Origin of the sequence: Pseudomonas synxantha BG33R, assembly GCF_000263715.2 — a bacterium.
Lineage (GTDB): Bacteria > Pseudomonadota > Gammaproteobacteria > Pseudomonadales > Pseudomonadaceae > Aquipseudomonas > Aquipseudomonas synxantha_A.
In genome coordinates, this window is sequence record NZ_CM001514.1 from 5,115,609 (window position 1) to 5,141,613 (window position 26,005).

Annotated in this window: 20 protein-coding genes; 3 read left to right on the top strand and 17 right to left on the bottom strand. The window is 58.1% G+C overall.

Annotation, left to right across the window (positions count from 1 at the left end):
- Positions 1 to 120: 120 nt before the first annotated feature.
- The 3 genes from PSEBG33_RS05235 to leuA all read left to right on the top strand — a co-directional run bounded on the left by PSEBG33_RS05235 (position 121) and on the right by leuA (position 10,683).
- A complete protein-coding gene (locus PSEBG33_RS05235; protein ID WP_005791162.1) occupies positions 121 to 4,257 on the top strand; it encodes a membrane-targeted effector domain-containing toxin in 4,137 nt (1,378 codons plus the stop codon).
- 496 nt (positions 4,258 to 4,753) lie between these two features.
- Complete coding sequence (locus PSEBG33_RS05230; RefSeq protein ID WP_232289394.1) at positions 4,754 to 8,638, top strand: membrane-targeted effector domain-containing toxin; 3,885 nt, start codon at positions 4,754 to 4,756, stop codon at positions 8,636 to 8,638.
- A 365-nt stretch (positions 8,639 to 9,003) separates the two neighbouring features.
- On the top strand, positions 9,004 to 10,683 hold the full coding sequence (gene leuA, locus PSEBG33_RS05225; protein WP_005791164.1) for a 2-isopropylmalate synthase: 1,680 nt from the start codon (positions 9,004 to 9,006) through the stop codon (positions 10,681 to 10,683).
- Positions 10,684 to 10,845: 162 nt separating this feature from the next.
- Here leuA and PSEBG33_RS05220 read toward each other — a convergent pair whose 3' ends face one another.
- The 17 genes from PSEBG33_RS05220 to iscU form a co-directional block, all read right to left on the bottom strand.
- Entirely contained in the window at positions 10,846 to 11,637 is a 792-nt protein-coding gene (locus PSEBG33_RS05220) for an amidohydrolase (RefSeq protein WP_005791165.1), read from the bottom strand.
- Entirely contained in the window at positions 11,625 to 12,773 is a 1,149-nt protein-coding gene (locus PSEBG33_RS05215) for a pyridoxal phosphate-dependent aminotransferase (RefSeq protein WP_005791166.1), read from the bottom strand. The genes PSEBG33_RS05220 and PSEBG33_RS05215 overlap by 13 nt, the downstream gene beginning before the upstream one ends.
- A gap of 135 nt (positions 12,774 to 12,908) precedes the next feature.
- Positions 12,909 to 14,378: a ribosome biogenesis GTPase Der gene (gene der, locus PSEBG33_RS05210; RefSeq protein WP_005791167.1), complete on the bottom strand. Its 1,470-nt coding sequence runs from the start codon at positions 14,376 to 14,378 to the stop codon at positions 12,909 to 12,911.
- Between the two features lie 134 nt (positions 14,379 to 14,512).
- Positions 14,513 to 15,664 (bottom strand): outer membrane protein assembly factor BamB, encoded by a 1,152-nt coding sequence (gene bamB / locus PSEBG33_RS05205; protein ID WP_005791169.1) that lies wholly within the window; start codon positions 15,662 to 15,664, stop codon positions 14,513 to 14,515.
- Positions 15,657 to 16,298, bottom strand: coding sequence for a YfgM family protein (locus tag PSEBG33_RS05200; protein WP_003194010.1), 642 nt, complete (start codon positions 16,296 to 16,298; stop codon positions 15,657 to 15,659). The genes bamB and PSEBG33_RS05200 overlap by 8 nt, the downstream gene beginning before the upstream one ends.
- 41 nt (positions 16,299 to 16,339) lie before the next feature.
- Positions 16,340 to 17,629 (bottom strand): histidine--tRNA ligase, encoded by a 1,290-nt coding sequence (hisS, locus tag PSEBG33_RS05195; protein WP_005791172.1) that lies wholly within the window; start codon positions 17,627 to 17,629, stop codon positions 16,340 to 16,342.
- A 23-nt stretch (positions 17,630 to 17,652) separates the two neighbouring features.
- Positions 17,653 to 18,762 carry a flavodoxin-dependent (E)-4-hydroxy-3-methylbut-2-enyl-diphosphate synthase gene (gene ispG / locus PSEBG33_RS05190; RefSeq protein WP_003175952.1) on the bottom strand — a complete coding sequence of 370 codons (1,110 nt, stop codon included), beginning with the start codon at positions 18,760 to 18,762 and terminating at the stop codon, positions 17,653 to 17,655.
- 2 nt (positions 18,763 to 18,764) lie between these two features.
- Positions 18,765 to 19,757 (bottom strand): RodZ domain-containing protein, encoded by a 993-nt coding sequence (locus PSEBG33_RS05185; protein ID WP_005791174.1) that lies wholly within the window; start codon positions 19,755 to 19,757, stop codon positions 18,765 to 18,767.
- The gene (gene pilW / locus PSEBG33_RS05180) at positions 19,757 to 20,515 is read right to left on the bottom strand and encodes a type IV pilus biogenesis/stability protein PilW (protein WP_005791176.1); all 759 of its coding nucleotides are present in this window, start codon (positions 20,513 to 20,515) and stop codon (positions 19,757 to 19,759) included. Before pilW ends, PSEBG33_RS05185 begins: the two co-directional genes overlap by 1 nt.
- A gap of 12 nt (positions 20,516 to 20,527) precedes the next feature.
- Positions 20,528 to 21,676, bottom strand: coding sequence for a 23S rRNA (adenine(2503)-C(2))-methyltransferase RlmN (rlmN, locus tag PSEBG33_RS05175; RefSeq protein ID WP_005791178.1), 1,149 nt, complete (start codon positions 21,674 to 21,676; stop codon positions 20,528 to 20,530).
- 29 nt (positions 21,677 to 21,705) lie between these two features.
- The gene (gene ndk, locus PSEBG33_RS05170) at positions 21,706 to 22,131 is read right to left on the bottom strand and encodes a nucleoside-diphosphate kinase (RefSeq protein WP_003175956.1); all 426 of its coding nucleotides are present in this window, start codon (positions 22,129 to 22,131) and stop codon (positions 21,706 to 21,708) included.
- Between the two features lie 91 nt (positions 22,132 to 22,222).
- A complete protein-coding gene (iscX, locus tag PSEBG33_RS05165; RefSeq protein ID WP_003194015.1) occupies positions 22,223 to 22,423 on the bottom strand; it encodes a Fe-S cluster assembly protein IscX in 201 nt (66 codons plus the stop codon).
- A gap of 14 nt (positions 22,424 to 22,437) precedes the next feature.
- On the bottom strand, positions 22,438 to 22,779 hold the full coding sequence (gene fdx / locus PSEBG33_RS05160; RefSeq protein ID WP_005791182.1) for an ISC system 2Fe-2S type ferredoxin: 342 nt from the start codon (positions 22,777 to 22,779) through the stop codon (positions 22,438 to 22,440).
- 3 nt (positions 22,780 to 22,782) lie between these two features.
- Positions 22,783 to 24,645: a Fe-S protein assembly chaperone HscA gene (gene hscA / locus PSEBG33_RS05155; protein WP_005791184.1), complete on the bottom strand. Its 1,863-nt coding sequence runs from the start codon at positions 24,643 to 24,645 to the stop codon at positions 22,783 to 22,785.
- Positions 24,646 to 24,696: 51 nt separating this feature from the next.
- Positions 24,697 to 25,218, bottom strand: coding sequence for a co-chaperone HscB (hscB, locus tag PSEBG33_RS05150; protein WP_005791186.1), 522 nt, complete (start codon positions 25,216 to 25,218; stop codon positions 24,697 to 24,699).
- Between the two features lie 8 nt (positions 25,219 to 25,226).
- Positions 25,227 to 25,550 (bottom strand): iron-sulfur cluster assembly protein IscA, encoded by a 324-nt coding sequence (gene iscA, locus PSEBG33_RS05145; RefSeq protein ID WP_003209680.1) that lies wholly within the window; start codon positions 25,548 to 25,550, stop codon positions 25,227 to 25,229.
- A gap of 28 nt (positions 25,551 to 25,578) precedes the next feature.
- Entirely contained in the window at positions 25,579 to 25,965 is a 387-nt protein-coding gene (gene iscU / locus PSEBG33_RS05140; protein WP_003175965.1) for a Fe-S cluster assembly scaffold IscU, read from the bottom strand.
- Positions 25,966 to 26,005 lie beyond the last annotated feature (40 nt).

Below are 26,005 nucleotides of genomic sequence, written 5' to 3' on the forward strand. Positions count from 1 at the left end.
CTGGCCCCGGACATATCGCTACATTTGCAGCCGGAACCAACACACCGCTCCCCTTCACTTAACTGGCGACTTACAAGGACCGTAACGACAACATTTCGATTATGTGATGAGGTTGTTTCTATGTTTGCGCCAGCCAGCTCTACAGTCCAACGCGCTTTGGATCAACATCAATCCTTTGCCCCACCCGCCGAAACGCCCCCCCCGCAAAAAAAAAGCCAGACCGGCCCCCACGCAACGCCTTCGACGTACGCACCAGACGATCTGCCTTTACCCGACTCACCAAGTACGCCAACTGCCACAGTCCCCCCTTCACGCAATATCAGCCTCATAGAGCAACACAACGAAGCTACCCGTTCGATACAGCAGCTCTACAAAGAGCAACCGAACTTCAAGACCTTCCTGCAGCAACAACTGACCACACTGTTTCCCGACCAACCCCACCTCAATACCGCAGACCTCACCGTCAAGCATTGGCGCAAGCAAAACGACGGCAGTATAAAAACGCTGTCCGCAGACCCCCTTCTCGATGCACTAAATAAAGAAATCCAGGAACAGTTGCGTAATCCTGGGAAAAAAGCAGGTGAAGGCAACAACGTACACGCGGGCTTTTTCACGCAAGGCAGCGCCGGGGTGCCGCCCACCCAGGTCAACTCAGCACACTCATTGCACACGATTGCCCAGCGCATCATCCAATACGCGAAAGCGCAGCAGAAATTCTGGACCACACCCCGCCAAAGCTCGCAAAACCCGCAGGTACGAACCACGCCACAGAATGAGCTATTGGCCTTGCACAAACAGCAACTGGCAACCCTGGCCGCAGCGCGCGCGAACGATGGCACCTTGAGCCCGGCAAGCAAGCAACTGATCGACACAGCGCTGCAATACCCCACCTTGGCTGAACGGGAAAATGCCTTTGCTGACGGCGCCCGCCCTGGGGTGTACCCACTCACCGTGGATGACGGCAGTGAACGTGGGGCACTGTTGGCGGGTACCTTCCTCATAACCCAGACCGACGGTTCCTTCGCGACTGAGCCCACATGGCCTGACGGTCGCTCCTTGTGGCTCGACGACAGCCATGGTGCGGTGGTTCTGTATACCCCCGGCGAAGGGTTCGAGGAATTCGCCACACCCGCCCAAGCCCGCGCGGCATTGGCCAAGCGCCTTGATCAAGGTGGGGTGGACGCCGAACTGTTGCTGCAAACGCTGCCGCTGGCGCTGCAAAACCGAGCAGAGCAGCCTTCGGGAGATGACCTGACACTGCGCGTTGAGCCTTTGACCGCAGATGTTCTGGCAGAGGGCATTCCGTGGATGCTCAAGCGCCAGCAAGAAGAAATCAATAAGCGGCTCTCCGAGACACTGACGGCCGCTACGCCAGGTAACCCACTGACCGATCCGGCGTCAACCCAAGCCATTGATGACGCCGCCGACTGGTCGTACCAGCTTGATAGCGGCAATGCACTCTTGGCCTACCACGCCAAGCTGATTGAAAAACAACAACCAGAGTGGCTGAAAAACCTGACCCCGGCTCAAGAAACCATCTTTCTGAACCTGGAACAGTCGGAGAAAAAAAGCACTGACGCGTTACTACCAAGGCTTCAAAAAATCCCCTCCCTGTCAGACTTCTCCCGCGACAGGATGAACGAGGCGATCAAGAAGCTGTATCCGACTGCGCAGATTGATGCCGATCAATTAAAGGTGCAGATAGACGAAACCACAACCCAGGACAATTCGTCCGGCTTAGTGATTGCCGACCTGGCCATGTCAATATTGGGTAACCGCATCACCAGCTCGTCAGAACAAAAACATCTTTCACTGACTGATCTGGCACTGAAAAACCCCACCGGTTTTCTTCCAAGAAGTGTCCAGAAAAAAACCACCCTCACACTGACCCTGCCGCTGGTTGACACAAAGGGCAGTCCGATTCCCGATAGCAATGGCAAGCCGATCATACTCAATGATGAACAGCTTCAAGCCCTGATCAACACTGCGGATGTGGGAGGCCAATACGACAAGCTGCTTAAAAAAGAACTGGCACCTGATGCCCCTTCGGATCTACGCGAGGCATGGAAATCCAACCTGAGTGACGCCATGGAGAAAGATGCGTTTCTTGCGCAACTCAACCCCACGGCCTATACAGAGCAGGCCACCGAAGACAAGAGCAGCAAACGCGCAGCGCAATGGGTTACGGCAATCCTGGACCACCCCAACCCCGCCGACCGCCCCAAAGTCGATGGCCAGAAGATTATCGCCAATGCCCTGCTCGACTATGGACAACCAATTCATGGAATCTTGGTGATTGGCAACAAGGTCGATTCATCATTGGTGCTGTACACACCCAAAGCGCCCGACGGCATCGCGTTTCGCGAGGTAGCGGACCAAAAAGCAATGGACGCCTTGTTGAAAAAAAACGAGTGGAAAGCCTACATCGCGGACAGAAAATCACCGATCAATAAAGACGATTTGGCCAAACGCGACGAGACTATCAGGGATATCCCCAACAATCCGTTCACCGTCCTGTCGCCCGACAAAGTCTTGGATATGGCCGTCAAAGAGATAAAGGTCATGTTCGGCGGCTCGGAACTCAAACCCATAAAGGGTAATGTTCAGGATCATCTGTATCAGCAAAATGTTCAGATGATAGTAGACAAGGCAGACCATCAATCAGTCAGCAGTGCGGAAGTGGCCAGGCAATCGTTCATCAATAAAGCCACATTTGGCGTCGAAGTGGGCATGCTATTTCTGGATTTTTTGCCAGGTATCGGCAAGGCCGCAAGAACCGGTGCTCATCTGACTAAGGCCGCCTTGGTCGCTTTGCGCGCCAACAGCAAACTTTTGCCCAAGCTCATAAGCAAACCCGGCCTGGCGCAGACGATCTATGTTGATTTCGTACTGACTACAGCAGGTATCAAGGGTGTGCGTGCCTCGCCACTACGCCCCGTCTTCAAATCGTCGACAACGGCGCGCGCGCCTGTGCCACGTCAAGAGCCCAGCACGTCGTCGGAGGCATTGCGTGCCCCATCATCAGCGAGTGCCTCCACCAGCAGTGGCGCAACCACCGTCGCAACGCGCCCCTCGACCAACGCTGCCATTCCAAACCGCGACTTGAGCGCATACAACGTGCCCAATGAGGTCATCAGCGGCCGCCCCTTGAGGCCCGACGGCACTTACAACGTGGGAGATAACTGGTACGTGCGTTTTACCGACAGTACCGGTACGAATAGGGTTTATCAGATCGACTCGGCATTCCACGCTCGCAGTGGACAGGTCAATATCATTAATCCTAATGCTCCGGCGACGGCGTCTAGAAGCAGTAGGAAAGTGGCCTCCCTGCAATCGGCAGGCAACGGGGAATGGCGCATCAATCAACTGCCTGGCGGCAGGCGCGGTAGAGAACGCAGGCAGATGCATGAATGGCCGGTGAATTACACCGACTATTTGCTCTCAGGACAACCTGATTTAACCGCTTCAGGCATTAACAGACGCTTTGTGACGCGCTGGTTCAGAGAAGGGGCGAATGAAAGCTATATCAATCAGGCCTTAGCGCCTACACCTCGTCCGAACATGCCTGCTATAACGCCAAACACATCACCGGGCGAACTGGCACGTGAGCTGCTAAGCACTTCAAACGGCATTGTATTTGGAGAGCAACACAATCAGATTGCTACCAACGTCATGCTGATAAAGAACATGCAGGCCTATGCAGATGAAGGCGTCACAACCCTTTATCTGGAAGGCGCTGAATGGAATGGCTTCACCGGTTACACAGCCGATGAAATTTCACGCATACCCCCGCAGCCCGGCAATCGTATCTATAAACCCGAAGTCCCTACGCGCGAGGATGTGCTGGTCGCCGCGCAGCAACACGGCATCAAAATCGTAGGTATCGAACATGAACATCTGACGATGCACTCAACTCGCCCCTATGACGATGACGTTGCTAACCTTCGGCATACCACTGATCGATTGCGAGAGTTCAACTACTTCGCCAGCAAAGTTATTCAGCAAACCCCGCCAGGGGAAAAGTGGATTGCGGTGGTGGGTAGAAGACATATGAACACCACCCAGGGCGTGCCCGGCATCGCTGAACAAACCGGGGCCGTCAGCGTGGGTGTATACGACGCAACGCCCGGCGCCAGCAGTATCGCCGTCAAGCATACCGGCCCGCGTCCGGCGCCTGAAGAGCGGTTCGCTGCCAATGCAACGGTGGGAGACTACCAAGTCCACCAGAACGTTGACCCTTACCTTAAAAAGCCTTGATCCACCTGATGACGGCGCGCTGGCTGTAGCAGCGCGCTACGCCGAACACACTTGCCTGGCGTTACCACCTGTCCCTCAAGCGAGGGGACTTCGAAGCAGGTTGTTGCGCACCTCTTACAATTCCGCCAGGAACCATCCGACATCCAATATTCACTTATCCCATAACTTACACGGAGCGTAATGAGCATGACCTGACCAGTGGCAATTCGAAACCTGTGAGATTCATTCTATGTTCTCTCTTACCCAAGCTTTGGCAGCACAACTCCAACGACAAACCCTGAGCACTTCTGCAGTCACCGACTCCCCGTCTCCTCCCACGCCTTCCAGTACGACACAAGAGCTTACTCCCGCACCAACCTACGCTCCCGAAACGCCTCCCGTCCCCACATCTCCCGGCATAACCAGCGCCCAACTGCGTTACCCCAGGTTGGAGAAACACTTCAAACCCAGCAAGCAGTTAGCCTACACCGTTGAACACGGCCTCTTGACGGAAGATATGCAACGCCTGCACAACCAACAGCCGAGCTTCAAAGCGTTCATACAGGCGCAACTCGAACAAGCGTTCCCGGACGTCAGACCTCTGGACGCGGAAACGATGAGCGTCAGTCGTTATCGCATTAACGGCAATGAGGTCTCACTGGAGTCGTCCGAACCTCTGATGACCGCCCTGGCCAGGATGATTCAAGCCATCCTGGCTGACCCCACTAAACAGATGCCGCCTGAACGCGACATACACATCCAATTCAATCATCGCAAAAGCCCGGACGATCTGGAATTTCCCGCCACCACCGCAAGCACATTGCAAACCATCGCGCGCAGCATCGCCATGCAGTACCCGCAGGCGATTGAGCAGTACTGGAACACCCCCAGCCCGGTTCATGAAGACCCGAGCAAGCACGAGTCGCCGCTCAATCAACTGCTGACCCTGCACAAACGCCAATTGTCGAGCCTGGCCGCCCTACGCGTCAGCGATCAAACCCTGAGCACAGACAGCAAAGCGCTGATCGACGACGCGCTGCGATACCCCACCCTGGAAGCCCGGGAAAAAAAATTCGCCAATGGTGCTCGCCTGGGCGTGTACCCCATCACGGTCGATGACAAAACCGAACGCGGCGCGATGCTGGCGGGCGCGTTCCTCATCACCAAAAGCGACGGTTCACATGCCACGTCACCTACCTGGCCGAATGGGCGCACGCTTGAGCTCAACGACACCAATGGTCCGGTCGTGCTGTACACACCCGGCGAAGGATTCGAAGAGTTTGCCACACCGGCCCAGGCACGCCAGGCACTGGCCGACCGGTTGGATCAAGGCGGCACCCACGCCGAACTATTGTTGCAAACCCTGCCACCGTTCCTGCAAAACAGACCTGACGGTTTTTCCGGCGATGACCTGATGCACAGTGTCTCGCCATCTTCCGGTGATGTGTTGGCAGAAGCCGTACCTTGGATGCTCAGGCGCCAGCAGGCAGAAATCAACGCAGGCATGAGCAAAGCACTAACCTCAGGTAACGGCGCCAACTCATTACTCGACAGCGCATCGGTCCAAGCCATAGACAATGCTGCGGACTGGTCTTATCTGCTCGATGGCAGCAATGCCATGCTGGCCAGGGACGCCAAACTGGCCGACAAAAACCAACCCGAGTGGCTGAAGAATCTGCCCCCCGTTCAGGAAGCCGTGTTTTCACATTTGGAACAGGTGCAAGAGAAAAGCCTGAATACGCTGGCGCCGCTGCTCGAAAAAATCCCGTCCCTGGGAGCCTTCTCCCGCGACAGACTGAATGCGGCCCTCAACAAGCAATACCCGGGGGCGATAGTCGATGCTGATCAATTAAAGGTGCAGGTACACACCCGCACTGGCGTCCACGGCGGACGGGGTACTGGCCAGCCCCTCTATTCCAAAAATGACCCCGTCTCTCTAACCGACTTGGCGTTGAGCAATCCCAGTGGTTTTCCAGCCATCGAGAGAGGCACTTTTACCGATGTGAAAATGACCTTGGCGCTGCTGGATACACAAGGCGAGCCCGTCCGGGACTTGGCTGGCAAACAGGTGATTCTGGACACCGAGAGCCTTAAAAAGCTGGTCAATGCCGCCGATGTCGGCGGCGAATACACCAAGCTGCTTAAACAAGAGATGGCGACTGATACCGAGGTTGGCAGCGCCGCGCAATTGCGTACGGCCTGGAAAGCCAGCCTGGAAGGCGCCATGTTCAAAGAGGCGTTTTTATCAGAACTCAATCCCGACGCCTACAAGGAACAAAACCACGAAAACACCACCACCAAGCGCGCGGCGCAGTGGGTTGATATGGTATTGGACCACCCCGACCCCGCCACACGCCCCCAGGTCGATGGAAACAACATTGTGGCCAACAGCCTTGTCCACCGTGGGCTGGTTGTGCAGGGCGTGATGGTGATCGGCAATCAGACAGACTCATCGTTGGTGCTGTATACGCCCAAGGCTCCCGACGGCATCACATTTCGCGAAGTGGCAGACCATAAAGCCCTGGATGCCCTTCTGACCAAAGGCGAGTGGGCGTCCTATATCACAAAAAGAAAATCGCCAGTCAGTAAAGATGATATCGCGCAATTCAAGGACGCCATTAAAAGCAGTGCCTACAACCCCTTGAACCTGATCTCTTCCGAATTGATTATTTCATCGTTCAAGTTAATGGGGGGTGCAACCAGCTTCAAACCAATCGAAGGCAATGTTCAGGATCACCTGTACAAACAACACGTACAAATGATGATCGACCGCGCGGATCACCAGTCCGTAAGCAGTGCTGAAGTGGCAAAGCAATCCACCCTCAACAAAATCGAGTTCGGCATTGAGGTGGCCTTGATCTTCGCGGACCTGATACCTGTGGTCGGCAAAGGTGTGTCCACAGGTGTTCGTCTGGGCAAAGCCGGTGTGACTGCGCTGCGCGTCAATAGCAGAATCTTGCCGCACTTGATCAAAAAGCCTGGCTTGGCACGGACGATCTACAGTGATTTCAGCCTGGCTGCCACAGGCATCACCAATCTTCGCGCCGCACCGATGCGGCCGGTATTCAGATCCACCGTCCAAGCCGGCCCGATCGCCACACGTTCGGGTCCCAGAGCGCTGCCGGCTCCCACCAGCCCTCCCCCTGCGGTGGCCTCCACCAGCAGCGGCGTCACCACCATTGCCACCCGCCCCTCGACCACCACCGCTCTGCCCAACCGCGACCTGAGCGCCTACACCGTGCCGAACGAAGTCATCAGCGGGCAACGCCTGAGGGCAGACGGCACTTATAACGTGGGCGACCATTGGTATGTGCGTTACACCGACAGTACCGGTACGAACAGGGTTTATCAGATCGATTCGGTGTTTCATGCGCGCAACGGGCAGGTCAGTATCGTCAACCCCAATGCCCCGCTGACGGCGCCACGCGGCAGTAGAATCGTGGCGTCCCTGCAATCGGCTGGAAACGGGGAATGGCGGTTGAGTGAATTACCAGGCGGCAGGGGCGGAAGTGGTGGCAGAAGGAACAGAACTGAGTATGTGGACCGAGTGCTCTCCGGTACAGCTACCGAAGACATTTCTACCGCGAACGCAACGACCATTACCCAAATACGGCGATGGTTCAGACGTAATACGCGAAACTTTTACAACAATCGCCTAACAAATGCGACGCCTACACGCACAATCGAGACGGTGATAACAACCAATAGAACACCTGAGGCGGCCCTACAAAACGCCCTGTCTCAACCCGGTATACGTGGCTTAGTACTTGGCGAACTGCATGACGAACCTGTGACGTTTCAACTGCTGATCGACCAGATGCAAAACTTTGCAAATAGCGGTGTAACCACCGTTTACCTTGAGAACGCGATTTTTCTGCGCAGTTATCCAGGCGTAGAAGACGCGACCCTACTGGCGTCTCATACGGATTATCTGGGGCCACGTATCTATCGCCCCGAATTCAGTGGCGGTCCAACTATGGAAGACGTCATCGCCGAAGCACAGAAGCACGGAATAAAGGTCATAGGGCTCGAGCACCCACAATTAACGTGGCATATGGATAACCTTGCAGCCTGGCAAGCTAATCCAACATGGGCAGTTGAGCGCCTACGCGAGTTCAACTACTTCGCAGCCCGTATCATGGAAGAACTCCCAGCTGGAGAAAAATATGTGGCGGTAGTAGGAAATGCGCATATGAATAATTATGACGGTGTTCCAGGTCTTGCAGAGTTGACAGGAGGGCTCGGCGTATCCGTATCACCTAGCCTAAAAGGCAGCTCAAGCCTCGCCAGTCAGCCTCCTCATACTCCCCCCCCACCATTGAAGCTCATGCACGGCACCAACATCCCTGAACCACGCGGAGACATTCACATTGACTACAACATCGACAACCTGACCGTCTGACCGTCCCATGAGAGGAACACCATGCGGCCTTACCGCCGCATGGCTACCCATTGCGCAGGAAGCACACTAAGAAGCACTAAAACAACAAAAAAAGAATAACACCGCAATAAAAACTCAAAAAAAAGCAATAAAATAGAACTTCTCTCAATTTTATCCCACTGCTTGCCATCCTCCCATCTCGCGGTTAGGGTTGACTGCATGAAAACCTCTCACACCCTCATTCAGCTCCGCCAGCACCGCAGCCTGTGCCTCGTCAGCGCACGACTGCCAGGCTGAATCGATCTGCCTCGTCCTCAAGTTTTATCCCCAATAACAGTTCTACGGCAGGCCGCCTTTTCTCGGCCCCTACAACAAAGGATTTCCCGATGAGCATGCTCAAAGACCCATCTTCGAAGTACCGCGCGTTCCCGACCATCGACATCCCGGACCGCACCTGGCCGTCGAAGACCATCACCACCGCGCCGATCTGGTGCAGCTCCGACCTGCGTGATGGCAACCAGTCGCTGATCGAGCCTATGGACGCCGCGAAAAAACTGCGTTTCTGGAAGACCCTGGTCGCCGTCGGCGTGAAGGAAATCGAAGCCTCGTTCCCGGCCGCCTCGCAAACCGACTTCGACTTCGTGCGCACCCTGATCGAAGACAACCACATCCCCGAGGACACCACCATCCAGGTGCTGACCCAGGGCCGTGAAGACTTGATCGCACGCACCTTCGAATCCCTGCGCGGAGCCAAAAAAGCCATCGTGCACTTGTACAACGCCACGTCGCCGTCGTTCCGCCGCATCGTGTTCAACCAGGACAAGGATGGCATCAAGGCTATCGCCGTCAACGCGGCCAAGCTGTTCGTCAAATACGCCGCCCAACAGCCTGAAACCCAGTGGACCTTCGAATACTCCCCGGAGACGTTCAGCGCCACTGAGTTGGAGTTCGCCAAGGAAGTCTGCGACGCAGTGATCGAGGTGTGGAACCCGACGCCCGAGCACAAGATGATCCTCAACCTGCCGGCCACCGTTGAATGCGCCACACCGAATATCTATGCCGACCAGATCGAGTGGTTCGGTCGCCATATCAACCGTCGTGACAGTGTGATCATCAGCCTGCACACCCATAACGATCGCGGCACCGGCGTCGCCGCCACCGAACTGGGCCTGATGGCCGGTGCCGACCGCGTCGAGGGCTGCCTGTTCGGCAACGGCGAGCGTACCGGCAACGTCGACCTGGTGACCGTGGCCCTGAACATGTACACCCAGGGTCTGGACCCGCAACTGGACTTCTCCGATATCGACGGTGTGCGCAAAGTCGTTGAAGAGTGCAACCAGATCCAGGTGCACCCGCGTCATCCTTATGTGGGCGACCTGGTGCACACCGCGTTTTCCGGCTCACACCAGGACGCTATCCGCAAAGGCTTCTCCCAGCAGAAAGACGATGCGCTGTGGGAAGTGCCGTACTTGCCGATCGACCCAGCGGACATTGGCCGCAGCTACGAAGCGGTGATTCGTGTGAACAGCCAGTCGGGCAAAGGTGGCATCGCCTACCTGCTGGAACAGGAATACGACATCAGCTTGCCGCGTCGCATGCAGATCGAATTCAGCCAGGTGGTTCAGGCCGAAACCGACCGTGTGGGCCTTGAGATGACTGCGCCGCAGATCTACGCCTTGCTGCAGCGTGAATACCTGCAAGCCAACACCCCGTACGCGCTGGTCAGCCATCGCCTGCAGGAAGAGAACGGCAACAGCTTTGTCGAGGTGGAAGTTTCCGGCAAGGGCCAGGGCGAAACCAACCTGCACTGGAAAGGCAAAGGCAACGGTGCGCTGGAAGCCTTGGTGGCCGGCCTGCCGATTGGCGTGGAGATCATGGACTACAACGAACATGCCATCGGTGCGGGCACCAATGCCAAGGCGGCCGCCTACATTGAACTGCGCGTGAACGGCGAACGTCCGGTGCATGGTGTGGGCATTGATGAAAACATCACCACCGCCAGCTTCAAGGCGCTGTTCAGTGCGCTGAACCGCTCGTTGAGCCAGTTGGAAGCCAAAGCGGCGTAATCGGCTGCTGAAATGTGAAAGGCCCCTGGGTGTGAATCCAGGGGCCTTTTTTACTTTGGGGTTATGGTGGCGCTGATGGCCCCATCGGGAGCAAGCCCCCTCCCACATTTGAATGTATTCGCAAATCAAAGTGGGAGGGGGCTTGCTCCCGATAGCGGTTTATCAGACAAACTGAAAGCTATCGGCATCCAGGTTCGCTGGAAACCTGGTGCGATAAGCAGCCAACTCCGCCGCATCCAGAATCACCTGGAACACCCCGTCCGCCTCCCCTGCACTCAGCAAGGTTTCACCCTGGAAATCCAGTACCTGGCTATCCCCGGTATACGCAAATCCTTTGCCATCCGTGCCTACCCGATTCACGGCTGCCACATAGCACAGGTTTTCAATCGCCCGCGCCGGCAACAAGCGGTTCCAATGCTGACGACGTGCACCGGGCCAATTGGCGGTGTACAGCAGCAAGTCGGTGTCCTGGGCATCGCGACTCCATACCGGGAAGCGCAGGTCGTAGCAAATCAGTGGGCGAATGCGCCAGCCCTTCAACTCAAACTGCACCTGGCGTTCGCCGGGGGTGTAGTGATCGTGCTCACCGGCCATGCGGAACAGGTGACGCTTGTCGTAATGCAGCACCTCGCCATCCGGCCTTGCCCACAACAGGCGGTTGCGGTGGCTACCGTCGGCGGCCTGGATAATCACGCTGCCAGTGATCACCGCGTTGTATCTGGTTGCCTGCGCCTGGAGCCAGTGATGGGTCGGGCCCTTTTCCGGCTCGGCGAGGGTGGCTGACTCCATGGAGAATCCGGTGGTGAACATCTCCGGCAGTATGATCAGGTCGGCGCCATTGGCCTGCTCCAGCAGCAGCTCAAAATGCTCAAGGTTAGCCTGACGGTCATGCCACACCAGGCTGGTCTGGATCAGGGCGATGTTCAGATTGGGCAGTGCACTCAGATCACGCATAGCTTTTCGGCTGCTTGTTGCAGCGTCTCCTCGCGTTTGGCAAAGCACAGACGCACCAGGCGCTGGCCTTGGGGTGGGTGCTGGTAGAACACCGAGACCGGTATGGTCGCCACGCCGTGTTCGCGGGTCATCCACAAGGACATAGCAATGTCATCCAGGTCAGGGCGAATCTGTGAGTAATCCACCAATTGGAAGTAAGTGCCGCTCACCCGGGTAAAACTGAAGCGGGACGGCGCCAGCAGGTCGCAAAACATGTCGCGCTTGGCCTGGTAAAAGGCCGGCAGTTCTTCGACATGCTCCGGGTGTTCGGCCATGAAGTCAGCCAAAGCGTACTGCAAAGGGGTCACGCCGCAAAAGTTGACATATTGATGCACCTTGCGCAGTTCGGCAGTCAGGGCCGGCGGCGCGACCACGTAACCGGTTTTCCACCCGGTCACGTGATAGGTCTTGCCGAAGGAGCTGACCACGAAGGCGCGCTGATACAGCTCCTGATGGGCCAATATGCTGGCGTGGGGCACACCGTCGAACACCAGGTGTTCGTAGACCTCATCGCTGACCAGGTAGATATCACGGTCGCGGATCAGTTCGGCCAACTGGTCCAGCTCGGCGCGGCTGATCAGCGCACCAGTCGGGTTATGGGGCGAGTTGATGATGATCATACGGGTGCGCGGCGACAGCGCCGCCTTGATCTGCTCGAAGTCGAGGGCAAAACCGTCCAGGCTCAGTTGCACATGCACGCAACGACCACCGGCCAGCTCCACCGAGGGCTCATAGCTGTCGTAGCTGGGGTCGAACACGATGACTTCATCGCCACTGCGAATCACCGCCTGGATCGCGCAGAAGATCGCCTCAGTGGCGCCAGGGGTGATGGTCACCTCGCTGTCGGCATTGACTGTGGCGCCATAACTGCGAGCAATCTTGGCGGCCACCTGCTGACGCAACACGGGCAAGCCGGTCATGGGCGCGTACTGGTTGTGACCCAGAGCGATATGCTTGCCCACTGCATCGAGTAAACCTTGCGGGCCATTGAAATCCGGGAAACCCTGGGACAGGTTGAGCGCGCCGGTTTCAGCGGCGAGTTGCGACATGGTGGTGAAAATGGTCGTGCCGACATTCGGCAGCTTGCTGGTGATCATGGGAGCCCCCTTCGGGTGAGCTGCAAGTTTTAAGCTGCAAGCTGCAAGCAGGTCAAGGGGCAAACCGTCAGGCACAAAAAAGGGCTCCGAAGGAGCCCTTTCTTGCAGCTTGTAGCTTACGACTCGAAGCTGCCGTTATTTTTTATCACGGCGCTTCTTGTCGGCCTTCTTGTGGTGAGTCATCAAACGACGCTTCTTGTTCACCTGACGGTCGGTCAGTGTGTTCTTGTTGCCTTCGTATGGGTTCTCGCCACCCTTGAACTCGATACGGATCGGCGTACCGACCAGCTTCAAGACTCGGCGGTAAGTGTTTTCCAGGTAACGCACGTAGGACTTGGGCACCTTCTCGATCTGGTTACCGTGGATCACGATAATCGGCGGGTTGGCACCACCCAAGTGGGCGTAACGCAGTTTGATCCGACGGTTGTTGACCATCGGCGGTGCGTGCTCGCCCACGGCATCTTCGAGGATCTGGGTCAGACGGTTGGTCGGCCAGCGGGTGACCGCGGACTTGAACGAGTTCTGTACCGAGGCGTAGAGGTTACCCACGCCAGTACCGTGCAGTGCCGAGATAAAGTGGATATCGGCGAACTCGACGAAGAACAACCGACGCTGCAGTTCGATCTTGACGAAATCGCGCTCGCTCGGCGTCATGCCGTCCCACTTGTTGATCGCGATCACCAGGGCCCGACCGGCTTCCAGGGCAAAGCCCAGCAAATTGAGGTCGTGGTCCACCACGCCTTCGCGGGCGTCCATCACGAAGATCACCACGTTGGCGTCTTTGATCGCTTGCAGGGTTTTGACCACGGAGAACTTTTCAACTTCTTCGTGGATCTTGCCGCGCTTGCGCACACCGGCGGTGTCGATCAGCGTGTACTTCTCGTCGTTACGCTCGAACGGGATGTAGATACTGTCGCGAGTGGTGCCGGGCTGGTCGTAGACGATAACGCGGTCTTCACCGAGCATACGGTTGACCAGGGTCGACTTGCCGACGTTCGGGCGGCCGATGATAGCGATCTTGATACCGTCTTTTTCGCTCGGGCCAGGAATGCGCTTGGCTTCCTCGCCTTCAGCGACGATCTCTTCCTCGCCCTCTTCTTCCTCGACATCATCCTTGGGGAAGTCGCGCAGGGCGATTTCCAGCATCTGGGTGATGCCACGGCCGTGGGCACCCGCGACCGGGATCGCATCACCGAGGCCCATCGGGCTGAATTCGGCACGGGCCGCCTCAGGATCGATGTTGTCGATCTTGTTGGCGACCAGATAGGAACGCTTGTTGCGCTTGCGCAGGTGCTCGCCAATCATCTGGTCAGCGGCGGTATAACCCGCGCGGGCGTCCACCAGGAACAACACGACATCGGCTTCTTCAATGGCCAGCAGCGACTGCTCGGCCATTTTTTCGTCCATGCCATGCTCGTCACCGGAGATACCACCGGTGTCGACAATAATGTAGGAGCGCCCTTGCCACTTTGCCTCACCGTATTGGCGATCACGGGTCAGACCGGACAAGTCGCCGACAATGGCGTCGCGAGTCCTGGTCAGGCGGTTGAACAAGGTGGACTTGCCGACGTTAGGTCGGCCCACCAGGGCGATTACGGGAACCATGCGGCTCTCCACTTCGTTATTTCAGAAAATACAAAAGCCGCTGCAGGGCAGCGGCTGGTGCTCGGGGCAGCATCGTCAGATGCCGCATGCCCTGCAAAAGCAGGGCCGCCTGGGTGTTACCCCAAGCATGGTTCTTACTTGATGGTCAGGGCTTCCAGCTTGCCGCCGTTGCCATACACATAAAGCATGTTACCTACCACCAGCGGACGCGCACGCAGGCCGTCGCTGTCGATACGTTGGCGACCGACAAAGCGACCATCCACCTGGCTCAGCAGGTGCAGGTAACCTTCAAAGTCACCGACTGCTACGTAGCTGGAGAAGACTTCCGGCGCCGACAGTTGGCGGCGAGCCAGCGAGTCGTTGCTCCACAGTGCAGTGGTGGAACGCTCATCGACACTTTCAACGGTGCCGGAGGCCAGGCTCACGTAGACGCTGCCAAACCCTTGGGCGACACCCGCATAGCTGGAAGCATCACGCTGCCAGTTGATGCGGCCGCTTTGCAGGTCCAGCGCGGCAACACGGCCCTGATAGGTGGCCACGTAGAGGGTTTCACCCGACAGCAGCAGGCCACCGTCGATGTCCACGACGCGGTCCAGTTCGGAACGGCCTTGCGGGATAGCCACACGGGTTTCCCACGCTGGCACGCCGTTCTGGGTATCCAGGGCGACTACTTTACCGGTCGACAGGCCAGCCACAGCGAGATTGTTGGTCACAATCGGACCACTGGTACCACGCAGGGTCAACACCGCCGGGGTGCTGTCGTACAACCAGCGTTGGTCGCCAGTGGAGGCATCCAGACCGATCACGCGGTCATCCTGGGTCTGCACCACGACGATATCGCCGTTGGTCGCTGGCGCCGAGAGCACTTCACTGGTCACGCGAGCGCGCCATTTCTCTTCGCCGGTGCTGGAGTCGAGTGCGACCACATCACCTTTGAGCGTACCGATCAGCACCATGCCGTAGCCGACACCCACACCACCGGAAACCGGTAGCTCGAGGTCTTTCTTCCACTTGACGTCGCCGTTCATGCGATCCATGGCAACCACGACGCCAGTGGAATCAGTGGCCACGATGTTGTCGCCGTCGATCGCCGGCTGCAACAGGTTGTAGAGGTCGCCCTGCCCGTCACCAATGGATTGGCTCCATTGTTTTTGCAGGACCACTTCTTCCTTGAAGCTGGTCAGCTCGGCAGGCGGCAGTTCTTTTTTGCTGTTGCTGCTGCAACCCGCGGCCAAAACGGCCAGAGCCAGCAATGCTGCATGTTTCCAACGGATCACGTCACGCATCCCCTTTGGCCAAGTCGTCGAGCTTGATTTGTAAGCCACCGACCGCCGCTTCATCAGACAGCGCCGCCTTGGCTTTTTGGTACGCAGCATGGGCTTCGTCGGTACGACCCAATTGGACCAACAGGTCGCCCTTGAGCTCTTCGCGAGTGGCCACGAATGCCTTGTCAGCATCGCCGTCGAGCAGTTTGAGTGCTTCGTCAGCCTTGTTCTGTGCCGCCAATACCTGTGCCAGGCGCTGACGTGCGATTTCACCCAGGGTCGGGTTGGTCGGCTTGTCGGCAATGGCCTTCAGCTCGGTGGCTGCGTCATCCAGCTTGCCGGTATCGACCGCGACTTTCGCGACGAACAGGCTGCCGTACTGGGCGTAGGTGCTACCGCCGAATTCGTTTTTCAGCTTGCCGGCCAGGTCTGCCACCTGTGCAGGGTCAGGCTTGCCGTCCGGCGTCAGGGTAGTTTCCAGCAATTGCTGGTAAACGATCGAGGCGCCCTGGGATTGGTTGGCCTGATACTTGGTCCAGGCTTGCCAGCCGAACACCACCACTAAAGCCAGCAGGCCGCCAGTGACCAGGGGCTTGCCGTTACGCTGCCACCAGTCCTTGAACTCGGCCAGTTGCTCATCATCAGTACTCGACACCCCAATACTCCTTAATCGCTAAATTCGGCTGTTCGACAGCTTCAACCCTGCACGACGCAGGTGGCCAAGTGCGCAGCGAGCGCATCAAAGGCAACGTTCTGTTGTTCACCCTGGCCACGCAGGGGTTTGAAACCTATCACTTGCTGGGCCAACTCGTCATCGCCAAGGATGAGTGCGTACAGCGCACCGCTCTTGTCAGCCTTCTTGAACTGGCTCTTGAAGCTGCCGGCGCCGGCATTGATCTGCAGGCGCAGGTTCGGCAGTTGGTCGCGCACCTTCTCGCTCAAGGCCAGGGCGGCCAGTTCGGCAGCCTCGCCAAAAGCGCACAGGTACACGTCCACCTGACGGGAAATTTCTTCGGGAACCTGCTCCAGGGTTTCCAGCAGCAGGATCAGCCGCTCGATGCCCATGGCAAAGCCTACGCCCGGGGTCGGCTTGCCGCCCATTTGCTCGACCAGGCCGTCGTAGCGACCACCGGCACACACGGTGCCTTGGGCGCCGAGCTTGTCGGTGACCCACTCGAATACAGTCTTGCTGTAGTAGTCGAGGCCACGCACCAGCTTGGGGTTGATCACGTAGGGAATCCCCGCGGCATCCAGGCGAGCCTTGAGGCCCTCGAAGTGCACGCGGGATTCGTCGTCCAGGTAATCGGCCATTTTCGGTGCGTTGACCAATACGGCCTGGGTGTCGGCGTTCTTGGTATCCAGAACGCGCAACGGGTTGGTCTTCAGACGGCGCTGGCTGTCTTCGTCCAATTTATCCAGGTGAGCCGACAGGTATTCGACCAGGGCTTCGCGATAGCGGCCCCGGGACTCGCTGGTACCCAGGCTGTTGAGTTCGAGCTTGACCGCATCGCGGATGCCCAGTTGGCCCCACAGACGCCAGGTCAGCACGATCAGCTCGGCGTCGATGTCCGGGCCGTCAAGGTTGAAGACTTCGCAACCGATCTGGTGGAACTGGCGATAGCGGCCCTTCTGCGGGCGCTCGTGGCGGAACATCGGGCCGATGTACCAGAGCTTCTGGGTTTGGCCACCACCGGTGATGCCATGTTCCAGTACGGCGCGCACGCACGCGGCAGTGCCTTCCGGACGCAGGGTCAGGGAGTCGCCGTTGCGGTCTTCGAAGGTGTACATCTCTTTTTCGACGATGTCGGTCACTTCACCGATGGAGCGCTTGAACAGCTCGGTGAACTCGACGATCGGCATGCGGATCTGCTTGTAACCGTAGTTATCCAGCAGGCGCGCGACAGTGCTTTCGAAGTAGCGCCACAGTGGCGTCTGCTCCGGCAGGATGTCGTTCATGCCACGAATGGCTTGCAGAGACTTGCTCACATCAAATCCTTAAATTCGTTCAATCAGCCGCGAGCGATCAGCGCTGCGTCAGCGGCGACCTTCTCGGCCGCTTTCTCGCGGATCAGCTTTTCCAGCTCATCCACCAGATTGTCATTCGTTAGCTTCTGCGACGGCTTGCCGTCGATGTAAATCAAATTCGGCGTACCACCGGTCAGGCCCACATGAGCCTCTTTGGCTTCACCCGGCCCGTTGACCACACAACCGATGACTGCGACATCCAGCGGCACCAGCAGGTCTTCTAGGCGCAACTCCAAATCGTTCATGGTTTTCACCACGTCGAAGTTCTGCCGCGAGCAGCTCGGGCAGGCAATGAAGTTGATACCACGGGAACGCAAACGCAGGGATTTGAGAATGTCGTAGCCGACCTTCACTTCCTCTACGGGGTCTGCCGCCAGGGAGATGCGGATAGTATCGCCAATCCCTTCGGCGAGCAGCATACCGAGACCCACGGCAGATTTCACTGTGCCTGAGCGCAAACCGCCCGCTTCCGTGATACCCAGGTGCAACGGTTGCACGATTTCCTTGGCCAGCAGGCGGTAGGCTTCTACCGCCATGAACACATCGGAGGCCTTTACGCTGACCTTGAAGTCCTGGAAATTCAGGCGTTCCAGGTGCTCAACGTGGCGCAGTGCCGACTCGACCAGCGCCGCCGGGGTAGGCTCGCCGTATTTTTTTTGCAGGTCTTTTTCCAGGGAGCCGGCGTTCACGCCAATGCGGATCGGAATCCCACGATCACGGGCGGCGTCCACCACGGCACGCACACGGTCTTCGCGACCGATGTTGCCCGGGTTGATACGCAGGCAGTCCACACCCAGCTCGGCCACGCGCAGTGCAATCTTGTAGTCGAAGTGAATGTCGGCAACCAGCGGCACCTTGACCAACTGCTTGATGCGGCCGAAAGCCTCGGCTGCATCCATGTCCGGCACGGAAACCCGCACGATGTCCACACCCGCCGCTTCCAGGCGATTGATCTGGGCTACGGTGGCGGCCACATCATTGGTGTCGCTGTTGGTCATGCTCTGCACGGCGATAGGGGCATCGCCCCCCACCGGCACAGAGCCAACCCAGATCTTGCGCGATACGCGACGTTTGATTGGAGATTCGCCGTGCATGACTATTGTCCCAACTTGAGGCGAGCGGTCTCGCCACTGGTGAACGGCGCCACGTCTACAGGCTGGCCGTTGTAGGCCACTTGCGCGCCACGGGCAAAGCCCAGACGCAGCGTCAAAGGAGGCTTGCCGCCCTGGTCAAGCGTATCTCCCTTACGCTTCAAACCGCTGAACAGCACTTTGCCGTTGCCATCGGTGACCTGCGTCCAGCAGTCAGCGATGAAGGTGATCTGAACGCGCCCGTCACCGGCGATCAACGCTGGGGTGGTCGGAGGCGACATTGCTGGCGTTGCCGGTGCGGCTGGCGCAGGCGTCGCGGGTGCGGGTGCGGGTGCGGGTGCCGCAGGAGCTTGAACCACGGGTGCTGCCGGGGTCACCGGGGCCTGTACCACCGCAGTGTCAGCAGGCGTGGTGCCCACTTGCGACGCCGGCTGCTCAGCCGTAGCCGGCACTTGCGGTGCGGCCTGCCCTTCGGCAACCGCCTGGTCTTCCGGCTCGTCCAGCGGATGAATCTGGGTGGTGCCATCGGCGCTTTCGACTTCGACGTGCTCCATGGCGTTGCTGGTCAGGTCTTTGCTGCGCTGGGAGGCCTGGTCTTGCCACCAGACGAAACCGCCGCCGACCACGGCAACCAGCAGCAACAGGCTGACAATCCGCAAAATCGTGTGGGAAACCCGCGTTGGCTCTTCGATGCGCCCAAGGCCATGGACATTGCTGCCCTGGGCATCGGTACCGGTGAACTGGTCGAATTCCTGCACCAGCACCGCCTGGTCAATACCCAGCAATTTGGCGTAGGCGCGAATATAGCCACGGGCAAAGGTGTGCCCAGGCAGCTTGTCGAACGCGCCGGCTTCCAGATTGGCCAGGGACGTGCTGGTCAAATTGAGCTTGAGGGCCACTTCCGCCAGCGACCAACCATTGCTTTCGCGGGCCTGACGCAAGGTTTCGCCTGGGTTTACGCGATTAGCTGCTACATCTTCCGGGTGCGCGGCTTTCATCATTGCTCCGACAGGTATTGCTGATATTCCGGCGTACCGGGATAGAGTCGTTCGAGTTGCTGGCCAAAACGTGCGGCCGTGTCGTGTTCTTCATGAACCGTCGCCAGGCGCACACCGAGCAATAGACTACGTGCATTTTGCCCGCTGAGCAGGCTAAAACGCTCGTAATAGTCTCGTGCCGGCACATAATGCCTGTCTTCGTAAGACAACTCAGCCATTTCGAGCAATGCCCGTGGCTGGCGACTGTTCAGATGCAGGGCTTTTTCCAGCTGCTGGCGCGCGCTGTCGCGCTGACCGAGGCGCATCGAAGTCACCCCGAGGTTCTCGAACACCCGCGAACGCTCAGGATAAAGAGTATCGGCGCTGGCTTGCTGGAAATAAGCAGCGGCTTGGTCATACCGTTTCTGCTCGAACAGGAAACTGCCATAGTTGTTCAGCAACCTGGGATCGGCAGGACGTGAAGCCAGGGCCTTGCTGAAATAGCGGTCGGCCAGCTCAGGCTCGGCCTGGGCCTGAAACACCAGAGCCAGTGCGGCGTTGGCATCGGCATCCGCGCTGTCCAGTTCAAGGGCCTTTTTCAGCGGCACCTTGGCTTGCTCGCTCATACCTTGACGCAAATACCCCAAGCCCAATTGCACATAGGCAACCCGCGCCTCATCACGGCCTTTAGTGGTGTGCAAAGGGCTGTCATGGCCCGATGAAACACAACCGGCAACGAGGCCGGCAAGCAGTAAAAGCAGCGCAAGGCGCAAGGGCATAGAGATCCTCTCTCAGATTCGATTCACAGCAATTTGCGGCAAATCTTCGGCGGCGTTAAGTTCGCGCACGGCGATATAACGTTCGCTGCGGCGGGTGCGGTCCATCACCTGCCCTACCAATTGGCCACAGGCGGCGTCGATGTCTTCACCACGGGTGGTGCGTACGGTGACGTTGTAGCCGGCCTGGTGCAGTTGATCCTGGAAACGGCGGATGGCGTTGTTGCTCGGCCGCTCGTAACCGGAATGCGGAAACGGGTTGAACGGGATCAGGTTGATCTTGCACGGGGTGTTCTTGAGCAACTCGATCATCTCGACCGCGTGCTCGACCTTGTCGTTGATGTCCTTGAGCATGGTGTACTCAATGGTCAGCACACGCTTCTCACCCAAGGTCGCCATGTAACGCTGGCAAGATTCGAGCAGCATCTTAAGCGGATACTTCTTGTTGATCGGCACCAATTGGTTACGCAATGCGTCATTCGGTGCGTGCAACGACAACGCGAGGGAGACGTCGATGTGCTTGGCCAGCTCATCGATCATCGGCACCACGCCGGAGGTCGACAGGGTCACACGGCGCTTGGAGATGCCGTAGCCCAGGTCGTCCATCATCAGGTGCATGGCCGCAATCACGTTGTCGAAGTTCAGCAGCGGCTCACCCATGCCCATCATCACCACGTTGGTGATGGCACGGTCGACGGTCGCCGGGACGCTGCCAAAGGATTTGTTGGCAATCCACACCTGGCCGATGACTTCGGCGGCGGTGAGGTTGCTATTGAAGCCTTGCTTGCCGGTGGAGCAGAAACTGCAATCCAGGGCACAGCCTGCCTGGGACGAAACGCACAAGGTGCCGCGTTTGCCCTGGGGAATGTACACGGTCTCGACGCAGCTGCCGGACGCCACACGCACCACCCATTTACGGGTGCCGTCGCTGGAGATGTCCTCGCTGACAACTTCGGGACCACGCACCTCGGCAATGGCCTTGAGCTTGTCGCGCAGGGCCTTGCTGACGTTCGTCATGGCGTCGAAATCGTCGACGCCAAAGTGGTGAATCCACTTCATTACCTGACCGGCACGGAAACGCTTCTCCCCGATTGAGTCGAAGAATTTCTCCATTTCCGGCTGAGTCAGACCCAGCAGGTTGGTTTTAACAGTCGATGTAGTCATGGATTCACCCTCACTCTTTAAGCCGATGCTTAGCGAGCGGTTACTTCAGTAGCAGCGAAAAAGTACGAGATTTCGCGAGCAGCAGCGGCTTCGGAGTCCGAACCGTGAACAGCGTTGGCGTCGATGGACTCAGCGAAGTCAGCACGAATGGTGCCGGCAGCCGCTTCTTTAGGGTTGGTAGCGCCCATCAGCTCACGGTTCAGAGCGATAGCGTTTTCGCCTTCCAGAACCTGAACAACAACAGGACCGGAGATCATGAAGGCAACCAGGTCGCCGAAGAAACCACGAGCGCTGTGCTCAGCGTAGAAGCCTTCAGCTTCAGCCTTGGACAGTTGCTTGAGTTTCGAAGCTACAACCTTCAGGCCGGCTTTTTCGAAACGAGTGGTGATCTCGCCGATGACGTTTTTTGCAACAGCGTCAGGCTTGATGATGGAGAAAGTACGTTGAACAGCCATGGTGTAACTCCAGAAACGGTAATTTACGAAAAATTAAACCCGCGAATTATACGCGGGTTATTGGGTATTGCCTAACTGCGTGAGGGAGGCGTCAGTCCTGTTCTTCTTTCCAGGCAGTCTGGATCGCTTCCAGGACCTTTTCACCACCACGATCACGCTCATCTTCGAACCCGGGCAATGCCATGACCATGTCACGCAAAGCTACAAAGTTCAGGGAGTAAGGATCCAGATCCGGGTTGCCATCGGCCAACAGGATAGCGATCTCTTGTACATCAACCCATTTAAGACTCATGACACTTCCTTGAATCAATGCGGCGCTTCGGCGGCATGGTTGAGCGAATATTTCGGGATTTCAACGGTGAGGTCTTCAGTCCCCACTTTCGCCTGGCAACTCAGACGCGACGTCGGCTCCAGCCCCCACGCCCTATCAAGATAGTCTTCTTCCAGGTCGTCAGCCTCATTGAGGCTGTCGAAACCTTTACGAATGATGCAGTGGCAAGTGGTGCAGGCATTGACGCCACCACAGGCACTTTCAATCTCGATATGGTTGTCGTGCGCGACGTCAAGCAGGGACTTGCCGGTCTCTGCCTCCACGACCATGCCATCCGGGCAGTGTTCGGCGTGCGGTAGAAAAGTGACCTGCGGCATCAGTTATTCCTCGATTTCATTCAGGTTGCGGCCCGCCAGTGCGGCTTTCACCGTCTGATCCATACGACGGGCAGCAAAGGCATCAGTCACTTGCGACAGGCGCTTGGTCTGTTGCTCGATGGCGTAACCATCGTTGCCTTTCATCAGTTCGGCCAATTCCTGCATCTGCAGGTCGATGACCATGCGCTCTTCGGCATCCAGCAGGCGCTCGCCGTCGGTTTCAAGGGCGCCCTGCACCGCTTCGAGCAGGCGCTGGGCATCCACTTGCTGCTCACGCAGTACGCGGGCAACCTTGTCGTCACCGGCATACTGGAACGAGTCCTTGAGCATCTTGGCGATTTCGCCGTCGGTCAGGCCGTAGGACGGTTTGACCTGGATGCTGGCCTCAACGCCCGAAGCCAACTCACGTGCAGCCACGCTGAGCAGGCCGTCAGCATCAACCTGGAAGGTCACGCGAATCTTCGCCGCCCCCGCCACCATGGCCGGGATGCCGCGCAATTCAAAACGCGCCAGGGAGCGGCAGTCGCTGATCAGCTCGCGCTCGCCTTGCAGCACATGAATCATCATGGCCGTCTGGCCGTCTTTGTAGGTGGTGAAATCCTGGGCGCGCGCGACGGGGATGGTGGTGTTGCGTGGAATCACCTTCTCCATCAGGCCGCCCATGGTTTCCAGGCCCAGAGACAGCGGAATCACGTCGAGCAACAGCAGTTCGCCACCATCGCGCTTGTTACCAGCCAGGGTATCGGCCTGGATTGCGGCGCCAATGGCCACCACTTGATCCGGATCGATTTCAGTCAACGGCTGGCGACCAAAGGCTTCGGCAACCGCCTCACGCACACGGGGCACGCGAGTGGAGCCACCGACCATGACCACAGCGCCGACATCTTCCAGTTCAATACCGGAGTCACGCACAGCACGACGGCAAGCCTTGAGGCTGCGGGCGACCATCGGCTCGATCAGCGCGTCAAAGGCTTCGCGGGTCAGCTGTGCCGACCAATCACCATACTTGACTTCAACAGATGCAGCATCAGTCAGCGCTTCCTTGGCCGCACAGGCAGTTTGCAGCAAGTTACGCTGCGCGCCCGGGTCCAGGTCGGCAGACAAACCGGCGCTGGCGATGATCCAGCCGGCGATGGCGTGGTCGAAGTCATCGCCGCCCAGGGCGCTGTCGCCGCCGGTGGCCAGCACTTCGAAAACACCGCCGGTCAGGCGCAGGATCGAAATATCGAAGGTGCCGCCGCCCAGATCATAAATGGCGACCAGGCCTTCAGCGTGCTGATCGAGGCCGTAGGCCACAGCCGCAGCGGTCGGCTCGTTGAGCAGACGCAGTACATTCAGGCCGGCCAGTTTCGCCGCGTCCTTGGTGGCTTGACGCTGGGCGTCATCGAAATACGCCGGAACGGTGATCACCGCACCGACCAGCTCGCCGCCCAAGGTTTTTTCCGCACGCTGGCGCAGCACCTTGAGGATATCGGCCGACACTTCGACCGGGCTTTTCGGGCCCTGGACGGTGTCGATAAACGGCATATGGGATTCACCGCCGACAAAGCGGTACGGCAACTGGTCGCCCAACTGCTTGACGTCGGACAGCCCACGACCCATCAAGCGCTTGACCGACAGCACAGTGTTCAGGGGGTCCGAGGACGCGGCCAACTTGGCCGACTCCCCCACTTCGGTACGATCAGGGTGGTAACGCACGGCAGACGGCAGGATCACCTGCCCATCGGCATCGGGCAGCGGCTCGGACAGGCCGCTGCGCAAGGCAGCAACCAGGGAATTGGTGGTGCCCAGGTCAATCCCGACCGCCAGGCGACGCTGGTGCGGTTGAGGGCTTTGGCCGGGTTCGGCGATTTGCAGTAGGGCCATGGTAATCAGGTCTTATCTGTCTATCAGGCGTGCATCACGGGCAGCACTGGGTTAATCGTCGAGGCGCTCTTCTAGCTGGCGCACTTCGTAGGTGAGCTTGTCGAGGAACTGCATGCGCCGCATCAGGCGCTCGGCCTGTTCACGTTGCGCCGCATCATCCCAACAGGCCGCAAAGCTTTCGTTGAGCTCGTCCTGGGCGGTTTTCAGACGACGCTTGAAGACCGCGACACCCGCCACATCGGCTTCGTCCTGCAGATCTTCGAGCTCTTCACGCCATTGCATCTGCTGCATCAGGAAGTCCGGGTCATGCACAGTGACTTCCATCGGCAACTCACCGCCCTTCATCGCCAGCAAATAGCGCGCGCGTTTGGGAGGGCTTTTGAGCGTCTGATAGGCTTCGTTGAGGCTGGCCGATTGCTCCAGGGCCAGGCGTTGCTCACGCTCGGAAGCGTCGGCAAAGCGGTCCGGATGCACCCCACGCGCCAGTTCTCGATAGCGCGTGGCAAGCTGCTCAAGGTCCAGCCGAAAGCTCGGCTGCAGCTCGAATAAAGCGAAATGACAAGGAGTACCCACGAGTAGCCTCAAATGTTGAAGCTTTCGCCGCAGCCACATTCACCGCGCACGTTGGGGTTGTTGAACTTGAAGCCTTCGTTCAACCCTTCCTTGACGAAATCGAGTTCGGTGCCGTCCAGGTAGGTCAGGCTCTTGGGGTCGATGATCACTTTCTCGCCGTGACTTTCGAACACCTGATCCTCTTCAACCACCTCGTCGACAAACTCCAGCACGTAGGCAAGGCCGGAACAGCCCGTGGTGCGAACACCCAGACGAATCCCCTCACCTTTACCGCGCCCATTCAGGGAGCGGCGAATGTGCTGCGCTGCCGCTTCTGTCATGCTGATAGCCATCGTTGACTCCTTACTCGTCGCCAAATGCTTAGATCAAGCCTTTCTTCTGCTTGTAGTCGCGAACCGCCGCCTTGATGGCGTCTTCAGCGAGTACGGAGCAGTGGATTTTGACTGGCGGCAGTGCCAGTTCTTCGGCCAGCTGGGTGTTGCTGATGGTGACAGCCTCATCCAGAGTCTTGCCTTTCATCCATTCGGTCGCCAGGGAGCTGGAGGCGATGGCCGAACCGCAGCCATAAGTCTTGAATTTGGCGTCTTCGATAACGCCAGCATCGTTGACCTTGATCTGCAGGCGCATCACATCGCCGCACGCCGGAGCGCCGACCATGCCGGTGCCGACATCAGGATCTTCCGCGTTCATCTTGCCGACGTTGCGCGGGTTTTCGTAGTGGTCGATGACCTTTTCGCTGTAAGCCATGGTACTGAATCCTCACTCATCAGGGCCGCTCTGGAACCCT

Excerpts from the sequence above, each read along its gene's own strand:
- PSEBG33_RS05235 (WP_005791162.1), top strand. The coding sequence starts at position 121 with ATGTTTGCGCCAGCCAGCTCTACAGTCCAACGCGCTTTGGATCAACAT.
- PSEBG33_RS05230 (WP_232289394.1), top strand. The coding sequence starts at position 4,754 with ATGCAACGCCTGCACAACCAACAGCCGAGCTTCAAAGCGTTCATACAG.
- leuA (WP_005791164.1), top strand. The coding sequence starts at position 9,004 with ATGAGCATGCTCAAAGACCCATCTTCGAAGTACCGCGCGTTCCCGACC.
- PSEBG33_RS05220 (WP_005791165.1), bottom strand. The coding sequence starts at position 11,637 with ATGCGTGATCTGAGTGCACTGCCCAATCTGAACATCGCCCTGATCCAG.
- PSEBG33_RS05215 (WP_005791166.1), bottom strand. The coding sequence starts at position 12,773 with ATGATCACCAGCAAGCTGCCGAATGTCGGCACGACCATTTTCACCACC.
- der (WP_005791167.1), bottom strand. The coding sequence starts at position 14,378 with ATGGTTCCCGTAATCGCCCTGGTGGGCCGACCTAACGTCGGCAAGTCC.
- bamB (WP_005791169.1), bottom strand. The coding sequence starts at position 15,664 with ATGCGTGACGTGATCCGTTGGAAACATGCAGCATTGCTGGCTCTGGCC.
- ispG (WP_003175952.1), bottom strand. The coding sequence starts at position 18,762 with ATGCACGGCGAATCTCCAATCAAACGTCGCGTATCGCGCAAGATCTGG.
- PSEBG33_RS05185 (WP_005791174.1), bottom strand. The coding sequence starts at position 19,757 with ATGAAAGCCGCGCACCCGGAAGATGTAGCAGCTAATCGCGTAAACCCA.
- pilW (WP_005791176.1), bottom strand. The coding sequence starts at position 20,515 with ATGCCCTTGCGCCTTGCGCTGCTTTTACTGCTTGCCGGCCTCGTTGCC.
- rlmN (WP_005791178.1), bottom strand. The coding sequence starts at position 21,676 with ATGACTACATCGACTGTTAAAACCAACCTGCTGGGTCTGACTCAGCCG.
- ndk (WP_003175956.1), bottom strand. The coding sequence starts at position 22,131 with ATGGCTGTTCAACGTACTTTCTCCATCATCAAGCCTGACGCTGTTGCA.
- iscX (WP_003194015.1), bottom strand. The coding sequence starts at position 22,423 with ATGAGTCTTAAATGGGTTGATGTACAAGAGATCGCTATCCTGTTGGCC.
- fdx (WP_005791182.1), bottom strand. The coding sequence starts at position 22,779 with ATGCCGCAGGTCACTTTTCTACCGCACGCCGAACACTGCCCGGATGGC.
- hscA (WP_005791184.1), bottom strand. The coding sequence starts at position 24,645 with ATGGCCCTACTGCAAATCGCCGAACCCGGCCAAAGCCCTCAACCGCAC.
- iscA (WP_003209680.1), bottom strand. The coding sequence starts at position 25,550 with ATGGCTATCAGCATGACAGAAGCGGCAGCGCAGCACATTCGCCGCTCC.
- iscU (WP_003175965.1), bottom strand. The coding sequence starts at position 25,965 with ATGGCTTACAGCGAAAAGGTCATCGACCACTACGAAAACCCGCGCAAC.